This is a genomic window from uncultured Desulfovibrio sp. (assembly GCF_944324935.1).
In the GTDB taxonomy this organism is placed as follows: domain Bacteria; phylum Desulfobacterota; class Desulfovibrionia; order Desulfovibrionales; family Desulfovibrionaceae; genus Desulfovibrio.
In genome coordinates this window covers 15,152-31,144 of sequence record NZ_CALUYG010000030.1, presented here as the reverse complement: position 1 = coordinate 31,144, position 15,993 = coordinate 15,152, and the positions used below count along the sequence as shown (strand labels likewise).

Here is a 15,993-nt window from a genome sequence, read left to right as displayed (position 1 = left end):
AAGAGTAGACATGGTAACCTCCGTCTCCATACCTACTCTTTTTTGAAGCGTATGGAAATAATGAGTCCTGACCCTAGAAAAGCGAGAGGTGCTCCTGTGTCTGCCGGGTACGCGCCTTGAGCGTGGAGTGATGGAAGGCATCCTCCACCAGACTGAGGAAGGGCGAGGCCGGCAGCCGCAGCGTGCGTCCGTGGAGTGTACGTTGCGCGCAACGGCTGGCATAGACGCCCTGCGCGGCGCGGGTGAGCGCCACATAGAGCAGGCGGCGTTCCTCTTCCAGCATCTCCCGCGGCAGGGCGTGTGCCGCAGGCTCGCCGCCCATGAGCGTTTCCCGGCGCAGGGGCAGCAGTCCGTCTTCCAGTCCCGGGAGGAAGACGGCACGGAATTCCAGCCCCTTGGAGGCGTGCATGGTCAGTATCTGCACATGTTCCGCGCGAGCGCGCAGGGCTTCGGCTTCCTCTTCCCAGACAAGCTGGGTCAGCAGTCCGGCCCAGCTCCCCGCCTGTCGCCATTGGCGGCAGAGCTGACGCCAGGCCGGATGGCGCGTCAGGAGGCCGTCATCGGCATGCGTCCGTTCCAGCAGGCGGCAAAGGGCCTTGCCCGCGGCCTCGGGCGGCAGGATCGTCCCGTCGGGAGCGGACAGGGCCCGCAGCAGCGCTTCGGGCGACAGGCGGCTCCCCTCCCCGTTCAGGCGTCCGGCAGCCTCGCTCCATGAGGCCGGGACGCATCCCTCCCTCCCTTGTGCGGTGGCGGCGGCCAGCAGGATGGCGCGGCAGAGATCGTCCCGGGTGCAGCTTTCCTCGGCAGGCGCGCGGCAGGGGATGCCCGCGGCCTCGAGGGCCTCGCGTATGGGCGGTATCTGGGCCCTGATGCGGACAAGGATCGCCACCTCTCCCGGGGAAAGACCGCCGTCCAGCACATCGCCCGCGGCATCCCCTTCCCGATGAAGGGTGAGGGAAGAACCGCCCAGCAGGCGTCCCACATGCCCGGCGATCCAGCGGGCCTCGGCCTGGGGCGTGGGGGCGGCGAAAAGATGCAGACTGCTGACCAGCGGACGTGCGGCGTGCAGCGCCCCGCAGCGGCCGCGTTCGTGCAGGATGCGACGGGCCGCATCCAGAACGCCCTGTCCCGCCCGGTAGCTGCGGGCCAGACGGAAGACCCGCAGAGCGGGCCAGACGGCACGGATGCTCTCCTCATCCTGCCCGTGCGCGCCACGAAAGCCGTAAATGGCCTGATCGGGATCGCCGATGCCGAAGAAGCCGCAGCCGTCCTCCGGCAGCAGGGCCCGCACGATGGCCAGTTGCTTGGGGGAAAGATCCTGGATCTCGTCCACGAGCACCTGTTGCGGGGCGGCCGTCTCGCCGCGTTTGACGGCCAGCAGGAAGTCGTCCAGCAGATCGGCATAATCATGGAGGCGCGGCGTATGCTCCTGCTTGGCGGCGTCATAGGCGCAGGCCGCCGCATGCCAGGCCTGGGAGGGCGCGCCCAGCAGCGGAAGTTCCTCGGCATCCGGGGGCAGGCGGCGTCCGTGCTGCTCCTGTTCCCGCCAGAGGGCATAGGCCTCGAAATGCCGGCGGGCCGTTTGCTTGTCCAGAGCGGGGTTGGCCAGCCGGAAAAGGTCGCGCGCCGCCTCGTCGGAAAGAAGGACGGCCTGCGGGTCTTGCTGGTGCAAATGGGCCCAGGCCAGGGCATGCAGGGTGTCACAGGCGGGCAGGACGCCACTTTTTCCGGCATCGTCCGCCGCCAGACGCTCCCGTATCTCCTCCGCGGCGCGGCGCGTGAACGTGATGGCCAGCAAGGCATGCGGCGCTGTGCCCTGTTGCAGCAGATGCCGCAGCCGGCCCACCAGCACGCGCGTCTTGCCCGCGCCCGGTCCGGCCAGCACCAGCACGGGGTCCGGCCCGGCCGTGAGGGCCGCCATCTGCTCCTCGGAAAAGGCCGGGGCGCTGTCCGCCTCGTCCCGCGCTGTCGGCTGCGCTTCGCGGTCCTGCCGGAAGCGCCGTATGTCCTCCGCCGTGCTGGACGCTGGCTGTCCGTGCGTCGCTGCGCCGGCATCCAGCAGAGGCAGCGTGCATCTTGCGGTCTTGCGGCTGTCGGCTGCTGTCCTGCGTCTCTTGTCGCCTCCGTGCAGGTCCGCTGCTTCCTCCGGGGAAAAGACGCGCACCACGCCGTACTCGCCATCATAGCCGCCCTCCCTGTGCACTTCGCCGCGCCGCATGCGGCCTACGGCCTCGGCCAGCGGTCCCCAGCAGGAGGCAATATCGGACAGCGGCAGATGGCAGAGGATGTCCATATCCGATCCCAGCGAGCGCAGCAGCCGGGCATACTGCTGCTGCACCTTGCGGGAGCCCGCTCCCGCCCCCAGCACTTCGCCGATCAGTTCCGGCAAGGGGATGAGCGGATGTACGTCCGGTTCGTGGATGAGCCGGGCGGGTTCTTCCCTGTCCGCCAGCTCCCAGACGCGGTGCAGCACGCCGATGGTGAGCGGCTTGCCGCAGACAGGGCAGATGTCGTTACAGGCCAGGGCCTCGCGGGGGGTCATAACGACCTGACAGGCGCGGTGGCCGTCCAGATGGTATTTGCCTTCTTCGGGATAAAATTCCAGCGTGCCGAGGAAGCGGCAGTCCTGCCCGTCCTGCGCTTCACGCCGGGCGGTACGGCGCAGGGCCGCAAACAGGCCGTCATAGCTGGGAGCGCCTGCAAAGAGGTTGGCTTCCCGGCCGAGATTGGCCCCGGAATGGGCATCGGAATTGGAGATGAGGGCATAGCCGTCAAGCGCGCTGACCAGGCGGTTCATGGCCGGATCGGAGGAAAGCCCCGTTTCCAGCGCAAAAATGTGTGACGAGAGATCCCCGAAGCAGTCCTCCAGCCGGTCAAAGCCCGACTTGGAACCAAAAAGCGCAAACCACGGCGTCCAGACATGGGCCGGCACGAGCACCGATCCCGGACAGACTTCCAGACAGATCTCCAGCAGATCGCGGGCATCGAGCCCCAGGATGGGCCGGCCGTCCGAGGCAAGGTTGCCGATGCTCTCGAGCCGGCGGGAAAGCCTGTCGGCATCCTCCAGCGTGGGTACGAAGACCAGATTATGCACCTTGCGCACCTTGCCGTGCCGCTTGTAGATGGAGCTGATCTCCGTTTGCAGGATGAAGCGGGGCTCGACATCGTGCAGCAGGCCGCCGTCGCCTTCCAGAAAATCGGGCATGGGCGTCTGTCCCTGCCGCAGGCGGTACAGTCCGCTGTCCGCATCTTCCACAAGCTGTTCCCGCAGTTCCTGCCGCCATTGCGGATGGGTGAAATCTCCCGTCCCCAGCAGATCGATGCCCTTGCAGCGGGCCCAGGCCGCCAGGTGGGCGGGCGTGAGCTGCTTGCTGGTTGCGCGGGAAAAGCGCGAATGGATGTGCAGATCGGCGATAAAGGACATGGTGCTGCTCCTGGGGAAGGCATTGCCCCGTTTGCCCGTCGTGTCCGCAACCGGCCGGGCGTCGTCAGTTTTCGGATCATCGGGGAAGGGAACACGAAAAACGGCGGAGGGGATCCCTCTCCGCCGTCCCCTTTTCCTTCATGGGCGTCTCCGAAGGGCGCGGACGCTTCGTCAGGCATTAGGGTTCCACATAGCGCAGATTGCCCACCGGCATCTCCGATACCCAGTCCACCAGCGGGGCCATGCGCTTGAGCACATAGGTATTGTTTCCCGCGGGCTGGGCCAGCTCGCGGAAGTTGCCGCCGACCACATAGACCCGCCAGTCGCCGCGCGGCAGACGATGGCTGCTGATCTCTTCCAGAACGTAGTCGCGTGCCTGATCCGCCGTGCAGAAGAGCTGGAAATCGTGCACCAGCGGATCGAGCACCACTTCCGAGCCGCCGGCGATCTCAATGATGTAGTTGCCGGGCGCAAAAGTATAGGTCTTTTCGCAGTTTTCGGGGAAGAGCGTATCCGTCTGCTTCTGCCGTGCGCCGCAGGCCGCAAGCGCAAGGCAGCAGAGACAGAGGAGGACAAGAAGGCGGCTCTGACGGATCATGGGGGCTCCTTTGCGGCGCACGGCCCGTTAGCGGTACTGGCCCGTGCGGTTCATGTCGACAAGACGCTGGATGCGTTCCTCAATGGGCGGATGGGTGCTGAAAAGATTGTTCATGCTGCCGCCGAAGCCGAAGACCGGCTTGACGATGAACATCTGTTCCGTGCAGGCATTGCCGCTGTGCAGCGGCAGGGCCCCGGCGGCCCCGCTGAGCTTGTGCAGGGCCCCGGCCAGCGCCAGCGGCTGCCCGCAGAGGCGGGCGCCGGTCTCATCGGCAAGGTATTCCCGCGAGCGGGAAATGGCCATCTGGATGAGGCTGGCCGCGATGGGGGCCAGGATGGCCATGACGATGGCCGCCAGCGGGTTCGTCCCGCCGCCTTCGCCGTCATTGCTGCGGCTGCCGCCGAAAATGGCCGCGAATTGCAGCATGTTGGCGAGCATGACGATCACTGATCCCATGACGCCGGCAATGGTCTGGATGAGGATGTCGCGGTTGGCGATGTGGGCCATCTCATGGGCGAGGACGCCCCGCAGCTCTTCCGGGGAAAGGATACGCAGGATGCCGTCGGTCACGGCAACGACGCCGTGCTCCGGGTCGCGTCCCGTGGCGAAGGCATTGGGGGCCTCCTCGGGGATGGTGCAGATGCGCGGCTTGGGGACGCCCGCCCGCCGGGCGAGATCTTCCACGATCCGGTGCAGCCAGGGGGCTTCTTCGGGGCTGAGTTCCCGCGCGCCGTACATGCGCAGGACGATGGAATCGGAAAACCAGTAGCTGCCGATATTCATAACGAGCGCCAGGCCGCAGGCAATGACGAGGCCTGTGCGCCCTCCCACGAGGCCGCCCATGCCGATGATGACGGCGGAAAGCAGGCCGAGGAGAAGGACTGTTTTGAGTTGACTGGTCATGCGGACTCCTTGAAACGGTTACGCCGCAAGGGCGTTTTCTTTTCAGTATAACCACTGGCGACAAGGCTCGCAAGCCCTGCCGGCGGCCCTGTTATGTAACGGCATGGCAACATGCGGCAGAGGCGGCCCGCCTGTCTTCAGATGGGCCGTGGCGTCCAGCCTGTGCGCCCAGTCTATCCCTCCTCCTGGCGCGGGCGGCGCTGCGCCTCCAGCCAGAGCTGGAGCACGAGCAGGGTCCAGAGCGGTTTGCGCAGGTCGGCCCGTCCGCTGAAGTGCGCCTCCATGAGGGCGCGTACCGCCTGCGGCGCGAAGATGCCCTGCCGCCGCAGACGGGCTTCGCCGAGCATCTCTTCCAGCAGCGGGCGCATCCGGCCGCGCAGCCAGCCGGCCACGGGGATCTGGAAGCCCCGCTTGTTGCGGCGCAGTATCTCGGGCGGCAGCACGTCGGCAAAGGCCCGCTTGAGCAGATACTTTCGTTTGAAGCCGCGCAGCTTGTGACGGATGGGCAGGCGTGCCACGAATTCCGCGGCATCCCTGTCCAGGAAGGGGGCGCGCACTTCCAGCGAATGCAGCATGGAGCAGCGGTCCACCTTGACCAGGATGTCGTCCAGCAGATACTGGCGGGCATAGACATGGAAGGCGCGGGCCAGCGGTCCGGGCCCGGCCGGCCAGTGCTCGAACTGCTCGCGGGTGGGGGCAAAGAGCCGCGCATCCGTCAGGAAGGCCGTGTCCGGCCGGGCGAGCAATTCACGCTGGACGGCGGGATCCAGCGCGGTGAGCAGGGTCTGTACCCGGAGCCAGTCCGGCGCGTGCGCGCCGCGAAGGAAGGTTTGCACGGCAAGGCGCGGATTGATGTAGCCGGAGGAGGACGGCAGCAGGCGGCAAAGCGGTTCGATGATCCCGCGCCGCAGCGCGGCGGGCAGGGCATTGTACCAGGTGGCGACCTTATAGCCGATATAGTGTTCGTACCCTGCCCAGAGCTCGTCGGCGCCGTCCCCGCCCAGGGCCACGGTGACCTTTTCCCGGGTGACGCCCGAAAGCAGCCAGGTGGGCGCCACCGAGGCGTCCGCCAGCGGCACGTCCATGTGGCTGATGATCCCGGGCAGATGTTCGGCGCATTCCTCGGCGGAGAGGATGCGCTCGTGGTGATCGGTGTTCCAGCGCCGGGCGACGATGCGGGCATAGCGGCTCTCGTCGTAGCTGGCTTCCTGAAAGCCGATGGAGAAGGTTTTGATGGGCGTGGAGGACTGTTCGGCCATGAGCCCGGCCACGATGGAGGAATCTATGCCGCCGGAGAGGAAGACGCCCAGCGGCACGTCGCTGATCATGCGGCGGCGAACGGCATGGGCCAGCAGTTCGTGATAGGCGGCACAGATCTCTTTTTCATCGCGGAGGTCCCGCTCGTCGGGGAAGGGCAGATCCCAGTAGCGTTCCACCCGCAGCCTGCCTTCGTGAAGCTCCAGCCAGTGCGAGGGCGGCAGGCTGGCCGCTTCCGCATACATGGTCTGCGGCGTCGGCACATACTCGTAGGCCAGATAGCGCATGAGGGCTTCGGGGGAGAGCGTGAACGAGAGTCCCGGCAGGGCGCAGAGCGCCGTCAGTTCGGACGCGAAGGAAAAGCGCCCCTGCTGGAGCGTGTAGAAGAAGGGCTTCTTGCCGAAGCGGTCCCGGGCGCAGAAGAGGCGTTTTTCCTGCGCGTCCCAGAGCGCGAAGGCAAACATGCCGTCAAAGTGTTGCAGGCACTCCCTGCCCCAGACCTGCCAGCCCGCCAGGATGATCTCCGTATCCGACGTGGTGCGGAAGGACAGCCCCTGCGCTTCCAGCTCCCTACGCAGTTCAGGGAAATTGTAGATCTCGCCGTTGAAGGTCACATGGTAGCGGCCATCGGCGCTGTGCATGGGCTGCGCGCCGCCGGCAAGGTCGATGATGGACAGGCGGCGATGCCCCAGGCAGACGCCCTCGCCGCACCAGACGCCCTGTCCGTCCGGTCCCCGGTGACGCATGGCCCGGCATATGGCGTCCACCTGGGCGGCGGCGTCCCCGGGCAGGCCGGCGCCGTCACAGGCGCAGATGCCCGCTATGCCGCACATGTGGGTTTCCTCCGGGGGGAATTGGCGGCAAAGAGTTCGGTCAGCGCGCGGCTGTTGGCCTCGGGATCGAACATTCCCCTGACGAGCTGCTGCCCCTGTTCACCCATCTGCCGCGCCTCGGCGGGATGTTCCATGAACCACTGGATGGCGTCGGCCAGCGCCTCGGGATCGCCGGGGGGCACGGTAAGGCCGGTCTCGCCGTTGCGGACGACTTCGGGCAGGGCGTGGATATTGCTGCTCACCACCGGCATGCCGCAGGAGAGCGCCTCGATGACCGTATTGGGGATGCCGTCCCGTCTGCCGGACGCGTGGATGACGCAGGGGGCCACAAAGATGTCGTGGGCCACGAGCAGTCGGGGCAATTCGTTGTGGCTCACAAGGCCGGGAAACTGGACGCGGTTTTCCAGACCGAGCTGTGTGCACAGGGCACGCAGACGTTTTTCCTCCTTGCCGAGGCCCAGGAGATGCCCGCCGCCGCCCGCCAGGGTCAGCGTGAACTGCCGGCCGCGCTGGGCCAGGATGTCGCAGGCCCGGAGCAGCACGTCGAAGCCCTTGGTGACGTCAAAGCGGCCCAGCGCCAGCAGCCGGACGGGCATTTGCAGCCGGGCCGGGCAGGTGTTCTCTCCGGGCAGGGTCAGAGCGTTGTAGACGAGGTGCGTCTTGTCGCGTGCCTCGCCCTTGCCGAACGCTTCGGTGCGGGTCTTGTCGGCGGCATTGTTGACGCGGACGAAGAGCGCCTCACGCAGCTTGTCCGCCAGATCGGGATCGGCCGGGTCCAGATTGTCTCCCCGGACGGCAAGAACATAGGGGATGCCGGCAATTTTTGCGGCCACGCGGGCGGCAGTGGCTGTGCCGCGCGGCCAGGGTGCGTAGATCATGTCCATGCCGTCTTCCCGGAAACGCCGCGCAAGGTACAGCCCGGCAAGGAACGCCCAGATGTTCTCGCACAGCGCTTCACACGAAGTCCAGCGGTAACAGAGCGCTTGCCGGAACAGGCGGCCGAGGCGGCGGGGATGCGTGACGATCTGTACCGCAAGCTCGCGCAGTATCCGCGGCAGGGCACGCAGGCCCAGCGTGCGGGTCGCCCCGGCGGCGGCGCGCATCTCGCCCGAGCAGCAGCGCTGGTTTTGGCCGTACAGACTGTAGACCGTCAGCGGCAGGTGGCGGCGCAGTTGCTCCACCTCGCGAAAGATGAAAGGCTGAGTGAACAGCGGATACCAGAGGAGGATGACCGCCACATGCGGCAGGCCGGCAGGCAGGGGAGTATTGTCAGCAGCGGGAAGGGTCACGTTCATGTTCACTCCTGGGAGCGGTATGCGTCGGCAAAGGCCGTTTCTTCGGGAAGGACGCCCCAGTCCGCCGCTGCCGGCGGCAGCGGCGCGGGGAAGGCATGCTCCTCCCGGCGAATGTCCTGCATGGTGACGTACCGCAGATCGCTTATCGTTGATAACCAGTCAAGATAACATTCAATTTTTTTCAGGAAACGGGCAACATGGGCCTCGTCGGGCATGTGGGGGGCCCCGCCGGGCAGCATTTCCGAGGAATGCCAGGTGAGGCTGAGGACGCGCCCGCCGGCGGCTATGAATCGTCGGGTCATATACCGCATGAGCCGGAGCGGATGCTCCACGGGCAGCAGGGCCAGCGCGCCCCAGTGGGAAAAGGTCCCCTTGGCCGCTTTCCGCAGAGGGCGGGGAAGCCGCTCAAGCAGAGCGGGCAGCGCCTGTGCCAGCGGCACGACGGAGAGCGGGACTTCCAGGATGTCGCCGCAGGCCGTACGGACGCGGTACGGCGTGCGCGGGGCCGCAAAGTGATCCGGGCGCAGACGCAGGCCGCTGGCGTCGGCGACAGGCCCGTGGAGCGGACGCACCGAGGCGTCGCAGGTGAGGCCCAGCTCCGCCAGGACCGGCCAGTGATGACGATGCAGATCCCAGCGACCCATGCGGAAGGAGCGCAGCGCCTCTCCCTGGAAGGCCATGCCGGCGGCCAGCAGGCTCACCATTTTTTCCCGAAAGGCCTCCCGCCCCAGCGTCGCGGCCGGTACGCGGGTCAGCACGGCCGGGCCCGCGGCCAGGGGAGGCGTGTTCCAGTAATGCAGATGCGCGGCGATCTCCGCTCCGTGCCTGTCCCGCAGGGCGGCAAGCATCCTTTGCGTGGCCGTATCCGTCAGCGCGCCGTGCGTGCAGAAAAGCGTCGGGCGCAGGCCCCGTTCCAGCAGGGGGGCGAGCCGGAGCAGCTCGGCCGTATTGCGCAGAGAGGGCGCGTGGCAGGCATAGCGTCCGCCGAAGAGGCCCTCTTCTTCCACGTCAAGGCTGGCAGCCAGCCACAGCAGCGGTCGACCCATGTCGTCTCTAGGCGTCCTGCGGCGGCAGGCCGTGGGTAAACAGCCAGACATCCGGGCGGGAGGCCTGCCAGTCGGCATATTGCTCGGCATAGAGCTCAGCCAGTTGCCGGATGTTTTTTTCACTGTCGAACATGGCGAGCACCCGTTCGCGGCCGGCTTCGGCCATGCGCTGCGCGGCCTGTCTGTCCGCGAGCATGCGGCGCACGGCATCGGCCAGCGCGGCGGGATCGCGCTGGGGGATCAGCAGCCCGGTGACGCCGTCCTCGATGACTTCCCGTATGCCGCAAACGTCCGTGGCGATGACGGGCATACGACAGGAGAGCGCTTCCATGATGACATTGGGGATGCCGTCCCGGTCGCCGTTGGCGTGCACCACGCTGGGCACGATGAGCATATCATGGCTGTGCATGTATTCCCGGATGCGGTCGTTGGGCACAAAGCCCGGCATATCCACCACATCGTCGAGTCCCAGACGGCGGCGCATGGCATGCAGCTTGCGGCGCCAGCCGCCGTCGCCGACAAGGGTGAGCCGCACGGCAACGCACTCGCGGCGCAGGCGGGCCATCATGGTAAGCAGTTCGGGAAAGCCCTTGGTGCGGCAGAAGCGTCCCACCGCCAGCAGGCGGAAGGGAGGCGTGAAGGGCATCTCGCATTCCGTGCGCCCGGCCAGGGTCAGGCCGTTGTACACGGCATGCACCTTGTCCTGTTCGTCCGGCGGGCAGAAGCTTTGCAGCCACGGCACATTGGTCAGATTGTTGGTGCGGATGAACAGGGCATCACGACATTTTTCGCGCAGGATGCCGTCTTCGGGATAGATGTCCCCCGCCCGTCCGGTAAAGGCAAAGGGGATGCCCGACACCCGCGATGCCACCCAGACGGCCGTCGCGCAGCCGTTGCCCCAGGCCGAATGCAGCAGCTCCACCTTGTCGCGCCGGGCCTGCTCGGCCAGCAGGAAACCGGCCAGAAAGCACCAGACGTTTTCCCCCAGCGACTCCAGATTGCGTATGCGCCGGAAAAGGCCCTTGCGCATGAGCCGCCAGACAGCGCCGGGATCGCGCCCCAGCGCGCGGAAAAAGGCGCCGAGGATGCGGAATGTGCTCTTTGCCCCCAGGCGCAGGACGGGCAGCGGACATCGCCGCATCTCCTCGCTGCTGCCCCTGAGCTGCTGGCCATACATGGTGTAGACGCGCAGGGGCATACCCAGCGCGGCAAGGCGCTGCACTTCGCGAAAAATGAAGGTCTCGGAAGAAAGCGGGAACCAGAGCAGCACATAGGCCGTACGCGGCAACCGTTTCGACAGGGCGGAGTCCGGTAAGGCGGGGGAAGGCGTGACGGCATCCGTGGTCATGGCGACTCCTGATGGTCAGTAGGCCGGAAAAGAGGAAGGGCCGGGGCGTCGCCGCTCCGGCCCCGACAGTTAGTCGTCCGCGGGATCCTCGGCATGTTCCCGCTTGTAATTGGCGATGATCTCGCGCGTCCTGGGCAGCTCTTCCGCCACGGCGTCCAGCGCCTGCCGTATCTGCTCCTCGGAGTGTGCCGCGGAGAGGAAGAAGCGCAGGCGGGCTTCCCCTTCCTTGACGGCCGGGAAGGTGATGGGCATGACGTACAGCCCGCGCTTGAACAGCAGATTGGCCAGGAAGCCCGCCGCCATGGAGTCGCCCACCATGACGGGCACGATGGCATAGCCCTGGGCCGCGCCGGTATCCAGCCCCTTGCTCTGGGCGTATTCAAGGAAATACTGGCTGATGCGCTGGAGTTTGTGGACGCGCTCCGGCTCGCGCAGCATGAGTTCCAGGGCCTTGTTGCAGGCCGCGGCCACGATGGGCGGCATGCCGACGCTGAAGACGAAGCCCGGCGAGCCATAGCGGAGAAATTCCACGATCTCGCTGCTGCCCGCGATGAAGCCCCCGCAACCGCACATGCTCTTGCTGAGGGTGCTCATCCACATGTCGACCTCATGGGAGTCGATGCCGAAATATTCGTGCGCGCCCCGGCCCGTGGCGCCGAGCACGCCGAAGGAGTGCGCCTCGTCCACGAGCAGCATGCAGTCATACTGCTTCTTGAGCCGGATGAGGCGGGGCAGATCCGGGATGTTCCCGTCCATGCTGAACAGGCCTTCGGTCACGATGACGGCGCGCTTGTGCTTGTCGCGGTGGGCCTTGAGCAGGTTTTCCAGCGCGTCGCAGTCATTGTGCGCATAGGAATAGCGTTCCGCACCGGAAAGACGGGCTCCCTGCATGAGCGAGTTATGGGCCAGACCATCATAAAAGATGGCGTCACGCGGGCCGAACATGAACCCCAGCGTGGAAACGTTGGTGGCATGACCGCTCACATAGGCGATGCAGTCCTCCACGCCGTAGAGCCGGGCGACGGCTTTTTCCAGCTGACGATGCGGGGGCCGTTCCCCGCCCACAAGGCGGCTGGCTCCGGCGGAGGAGCCGAACAGACGCGCCGCTTCGGTGACGGCTTCGGTGATTTCCGGGTGTGTGTTGAGATCCAGATAGTCATAGGTGGAAAAGTTGAGGTATTCCTTGCCGTCTATCTGGGCCGTTGCCTTGGCGGCACGGTCATGGCAGAGAAAGAGGGGGTTGTCCAGGCCCATCTTGGCGCCCATTTCCACAAGACGGGCAAACGAAAGTTTGGAGCGCATGCGGTTGAAGCCGGATGCGGCGCTTTCAGATGCGGCGGCCTGGGAGGTTTGCGGGTCTTTCATGCTGGCATATCCTCAAAAGTAGATAGGGAAGACGGGAGCTGCGACCGGCTTCCCGCCTTTGCTCAAATTTGTATCGATTCAGCGTAGCTTATGTGACGGCGTATGGCAAGCGAATTGGCGGGCTGTCCGTCTGACCGGGGTCATCCCGCGGGATGCGCGCTGGACAAGGGCCCGCTTCTTGGCATACTAGTGACGGAATCCCTTTTCCCCCAAAAATCAGCATGAAACAGATACCCACCCTGCCTGTGCCCCTCGTTCTCCTGGCGGTCCGTCCTCTGCCGCTTGCGGAAGGGGATCTGCCGATGGTCCTCTCCGCCCTGCTGGACGAGGTCCGCTCCTTCCGGGAAAACCTCGCTCACCGGGACATCTGGTGGTGCGCGACGGCCACGACAGAAGAGGCCGGACAGCTCCGGGCCGCGCTGGAGGCCGCCTGCGCGGCGGCGGATCTTCCCTTGCCGCAGGCGTGCCCGTCCGTCTCCGGCAGCGGCGACGGTCCGGCCCTGCTTCGTCAGTTGTCCGAAGCGCTGGAGGAAAGCCTGGCCGGGTGCATCTTCCTTTACCAGGATGCGGCCGGTCAGCGGGCGCTCTGGCTGCTGGGCAGAGGGCCGGACACGCGGCGCGCCCGTGCCCTGGCGGCCCTGACGCCGCTGGAGGCGGACGGGACGATCTGTACGGAGCTGACGGCGGCCGGGCAAACGTATCGCATGGGGGCCGGTCGCCCGGACTGGCGGGAGGCCCTCCTTGCCGTGGGGCCGGCCCCGTTTGCCGCCACGGCCTCCGTCCGGGAAGCGGCGCTGCGCGAACTGGGCCAGCGGGGCGTCTGGCTGGGCGGCGGACAGGCCGAGCCGCTGGCGGTCATGTGCTGCGGGCAGGGGAGCGTCTGGCCGGGCATGGGGCGGGAGCTGTACGATCGTTTCCCGGCAGCCCGCGCGGCCATGGACCGTCTGGCCGCGGCCGCCGACTGGGACGTGCTGTCCCTGCTGGATGAGCGGGACGAGGAAAAAATCGGCCTGACCCGCTGGCAGCAGCCTTACCTTTTCCTGCTGGAATACGCGCAGTGGAGCCATCTTTCCTCGCTGGGCCTGCGCCCCGCCCTGCTCTGCGGGCACAGTCTCGGCGAACTCATCGCCCTTTGCCTTGCCGGGGTCTATGCGCCGGAAACGGCCTGGTACATCCTGGACACCCGCGCGCAGCACATGGCGGAACTGGAAGCCCGCGCCACCCGGGAGACCGGCATGATGGCCGTGCACGCCGAGGCGCAGCTCATCGAGGAGGCGCGCCGGATCTGGCCGGCCCTCTACGTTTCCAACTACAACACGCCGAAACAGTACATCGTCAGCGGTCCGCGGGATATGCTCATGGAAGCCCGCAAGCATTTCCGCAAGCAGCGTCTGCCGGCCATCATGCTCAACGTCAGTCTGGCCTTCCACCATCCCGGCATGCGCGTCCTGCGGGACATGTCCCTGCGGCGGCTCAACGCGCTTGCCATGCAGGCCCCGCGGCTCCCCCTGCTGAGCTGCGTCACCACGGGATTTTATCCGCAAGAACAGCACGAGATCTGCGAATATATTGCCGATCTTGACGAAAATGCCGTGCGCTGGGTGGAATGCGTCCGGCAGATGTGGACGCGGGACGGCATACGGCATTTTGTGGAACTGGGCCCGCAGGATACCCTGTGCGGTCTCGTTGCGGACATCGAACCGCGCAGCCTCTGCCTTTCGGCATCCCGCAAGGGGCACGAGGCCGAGGGCCTGCGCCGGACGTGCGCCCGCCTCTACGCGCTGGGGCATATCCGGGCCGACGGTCTCAAGGCGCACGCGGCCCGCTGGGGAGCCGCCGCGTCTCCCGCTGCCGGGGCCGCCCCCCCTGCCCCGCCGCCGGCGTCCGACACGCCGCCGCTGGGGCCGCTGGCGCGCCGGATCGTCGCCCTGCTCGAGGAAACGGCGGGGCTGCCGCCCGGCAGCGTGACGCCACAATGGGATTTGCGCTACGACCTTTCCCTGCGCTCCAGCCGTTTCCCTCTGCTGGTCCAGCAGCTGGAGGCGGTGCTGGGGCGCAGCGTTCCCTTCGAGGCGCTCATGGGCGTGCTGACGGTGGGGGATCTGCTGGCCGCCGTGGGGCTGGCGGCGTCGCCGTCCGCCGGCTCGTCCGCCGCCGAGGCGCAGGAGAGCGCGGCGTCGCGGCCGGCGGATGCGCTCGACCGGCGTCCCTTCCTGCGCTATGCCGCCGATGCGGCGGGGCACTGGCATCCGGCGGCCTGGGATCCCGTGTCGCACGGGCCCGGCCTCCGGGCCGGCGGGGCGATCCTGGTCTGGAGCGACGACGGGCAGCGCGCGGCCCGGCTGCTGGAAGGGCTGGCCGCCCTCGGCCAGACGCTGATCGTCCCGCGTGCCTGCGAGGCGGCCTGCCGGCCTCTGGAACGGCTGGGCTGTACGGTGCGTCGTCTTGATCCGGCGGAGGGAACGACGGAGGGGGCGGCGGATTTCCTGCGGGCCGGACTGGCCCTGCTGCACGAGGAAGGGATGCCGTTCTCCGGCTGCCTGCTGGACGGTCCGGCCGATGCGGCGGCGCAGGCGCTGGCGTCGCCGCGGGAGGCGGACGGGGCCGGTCCTCTCTGGTGCCGGCGCATCCGCCTCCTTCGCCCGGAGGAGCTCGAGACCTTCCCCGCCGAGGCCGTCCGCGACGCTGCGGGAGGGGCCGCCGTGCTGGGCATCCTGGAAGACCGCCTGCCGCCGCTGGCCGGGGAATGGGGCGACATGTTCGCCCGGGAGGTCCTCCTTGCCGGCGAGTCGCCTGTGCTGTGGGCCCGGGCGGAACATCTCGGCGGCCTGCTGCCGCAGGCGGCGCAGGAGGTCTCGTTACGCCTGCAGCCGTGGCGCGAGCGTCCCGAGGTCTTTCCCGGGCTTTTTGCCCGACAGCAGCCGTCGGCGGCCGCGTCGGGGAGGGATTTCCAGCTCAGCGGCGAATTTTCGTGCTATGCCCGGCCGTGGCTGGCCACCTGCGGCAGCAGGACGGAAGGGGGGCCGCCCTGTCTGCCCGCAAGTCAGGCGCTGGCGTCCCTGCTCGACGGGGCCCGCCTTGCCTTCCCCTGGCTGACGCCCAACGGGCTGTGCGATGTGCGCCTCGGGACGCTGCCCGAACTGCCGCCGGGCATCACGCGGGAAAGCAGGCTGGACATCCGCGCCCAAAGCTGGCTGATGCAGGACGGGGTTATGACCCGCATGTGTCGTTGCTGTCTGGATGTCCGCGAGCTGACGGCCAACGGCCGGCATACGGATCGCTGGCAGCTGGCCATGAAGGGCATGGCCCTGCTGGGGCGCGAGACAGCCGCCCTCCCCCTGCTCTGGGAAAGCGGCGCGACGGCCGTTGAAGAACGTGCGCCGGAGATGCGTGGCGGCGGATATGCGGACTTCTATGCCCGGCGCGGCATAGGCGGCGCATCACGCCTGCTGGCGGGACGCCTGCCGGATGGGCCGTCTTTCAGGAGCGGCGGGGACAGTGAGGAGCCTCAGCCTACCCTGCGTTTTGCCCTGCGCAAGGATGGCGTTGCCCCGGACGGCATTTCTGGGTATACAGGCCTTCTGCGGCTGGTCGATGCCGTGGAGCAGGGAGCCTGGCTGGCACAGGAAGGGCTGTTTTCCGTCGATGCGCTGACATGGCGCATGACGGGGATCGGCTTTATCCGTTTTGCCGTACCGGGCGACAGGCGAGCGGCCGTGCTGGAGTTGCGCTGCGGCTGGCGGACAGACCGGCTGCTGCGGTTTGACGCCCAGTTCCTCGATGCCGAGGGGACGCCGCTGCTGACGCTCAATCAGATGGAGTTCGAACCAGGACTGCCGGAGTAGACGCAAGAGTGTCCGGTCGCCGCGCGCGATGATCGAAAAAGAGGGCGGATGCCTTTTCTGCGGTGCAAGGAGTATGGGG

General features: G+C 67.3%; 9 protein-coding genes. 1 reads left to right on the top strand and 8 read right to left on the bottom strand.

What is annotated here, in order from left to right; genetic code table 11:
* Nucleotides 1-73: 73 nt before the first annotated feature.
* The 8 genes from Q0J54_RS08280 to Q0J54_RS08245 all read right to left on the bottom strand — a co-directional run bounded on the left by Q0J54_RS08280 (nt 74) and on the right by Q0J54_RS08245 (nt 12,069).
* On the bottom strand, nt 74-3,424 hold the full coding sequence (locus Q0J54_RS08280) for a UvrD-helicase domain-containing protein (protein WP_296304997.1): 3,351 nt from the start codon (nt 3,422-3,424) through the stop codon (nt 74-76).
* 178 nt (nt 3,425-3,602) lie between these two features.
* The gene (locus Q0J54_RS08275; RefSeq protein WP_296304996.1) at nt 3,603-4,022 is read right to left on the bottom strand and encodes a DVU_2496 family lipoprotein; all 420 of its coding nucleotides are present in this window, start codon (nt 4,020-4,022) and stop codon (nt 3,603-3,605) included.
* Nucleotides 4,023-4,049: 27 nt separating this feature from the next.
* Nucleotides 4,050-4,925, bottom strand: coding sequence for a zinc metalloprotease HtpX (locus Q0J54_RS08270; protein WP_296304995.1), 876 nt, complete (start codon nt 4,923-4,925; stop codon nt 4,050-4,052).
* A 173-nt stretch (nt 4,926-5,098) separates the two neighbouring features.
* Nucleotides 5,099-7,015: an asparagine synthase (glutamine-hydrolyzing) gene (gene asnB / locus Q0J54_RS08265; protein ID WP_296304994.1), complete on the bottom strand. Its 1,917-nt coding sequence runs from the start codon at nt 7,013-7,015 to the stop codon at nt 5,099-5,101.
* Nucleotides 7,003-8,310, bottom strand: a complete 1,308-nt coding sequence (locus Q0J54_RS08260) for a glycosyltransferase family 4 protein (RefSeq protein WP_296304993.1) — start codon at nt 8,308-8,310, stop codon at nt 7,003-7,005. The genes asnB and Q0J54_RS08260 overlap by 13 nt, the downstream gene beginning before the upstream one ends.
* Nucleotides 8,311-8,312: 2 nt before the next feature.
* Nucleotides 8,313-9,356, bottom strand: coding sequence for a glycosyl transferase family 1 (locus Q0J54_RS08255; RefSeq protein WP_296304992.1), 1,044 nt, complete (start codon nt 9,354-9,356; stop codon nt 8,313-8,315).
* Nucleotides 9,357-9,363: 7 nt separating this feature from the next.
* Nucleotides 9,364-10,704, bottom strand: a complete 1,341-nt coding sequence (locus tag Q0J54_RS08250; RefSeq protein WP_296304991.1) for a glycosyltransferase family 4 protein — start codon at nt 10,702-10,704, stop codon at nt 9,364-9,366.
* Between the two features lie 69 nt (nt 10,705-10,773).
* Nucleotides 10,774-12,069, bottom strand: a complete 1,296-nt coding sequence (locus Q0J54_RS08245) for an aminotransferase class I/II-fold pyridoxal phosphate-dependent enzyme (protein WP_296304990.1) — start codon at nt 12,067-12,069, stop codon at nt 10,774-10,776.
* A 221-nt stretch (nt 12,070-12,290) separates the two neighbouring features.
* On the opposite strand from Q0J54_RS08245, the gene Q0J54_RS08240 reads away from it, so the two are divergent.
* A complete protein-coding gene (locus Q0J54_RS08240) occupies nt 12,291-15,914 on the top strand; it encodes an acyltransferase domain-containing protein (RefSeq protein WP_296304989.1) in 3,624 nt (1,207 codons plus the stop codon).
* The last annotated feature ends 79 nt before the right edge of the window (nt 15,915-15,993 follow it).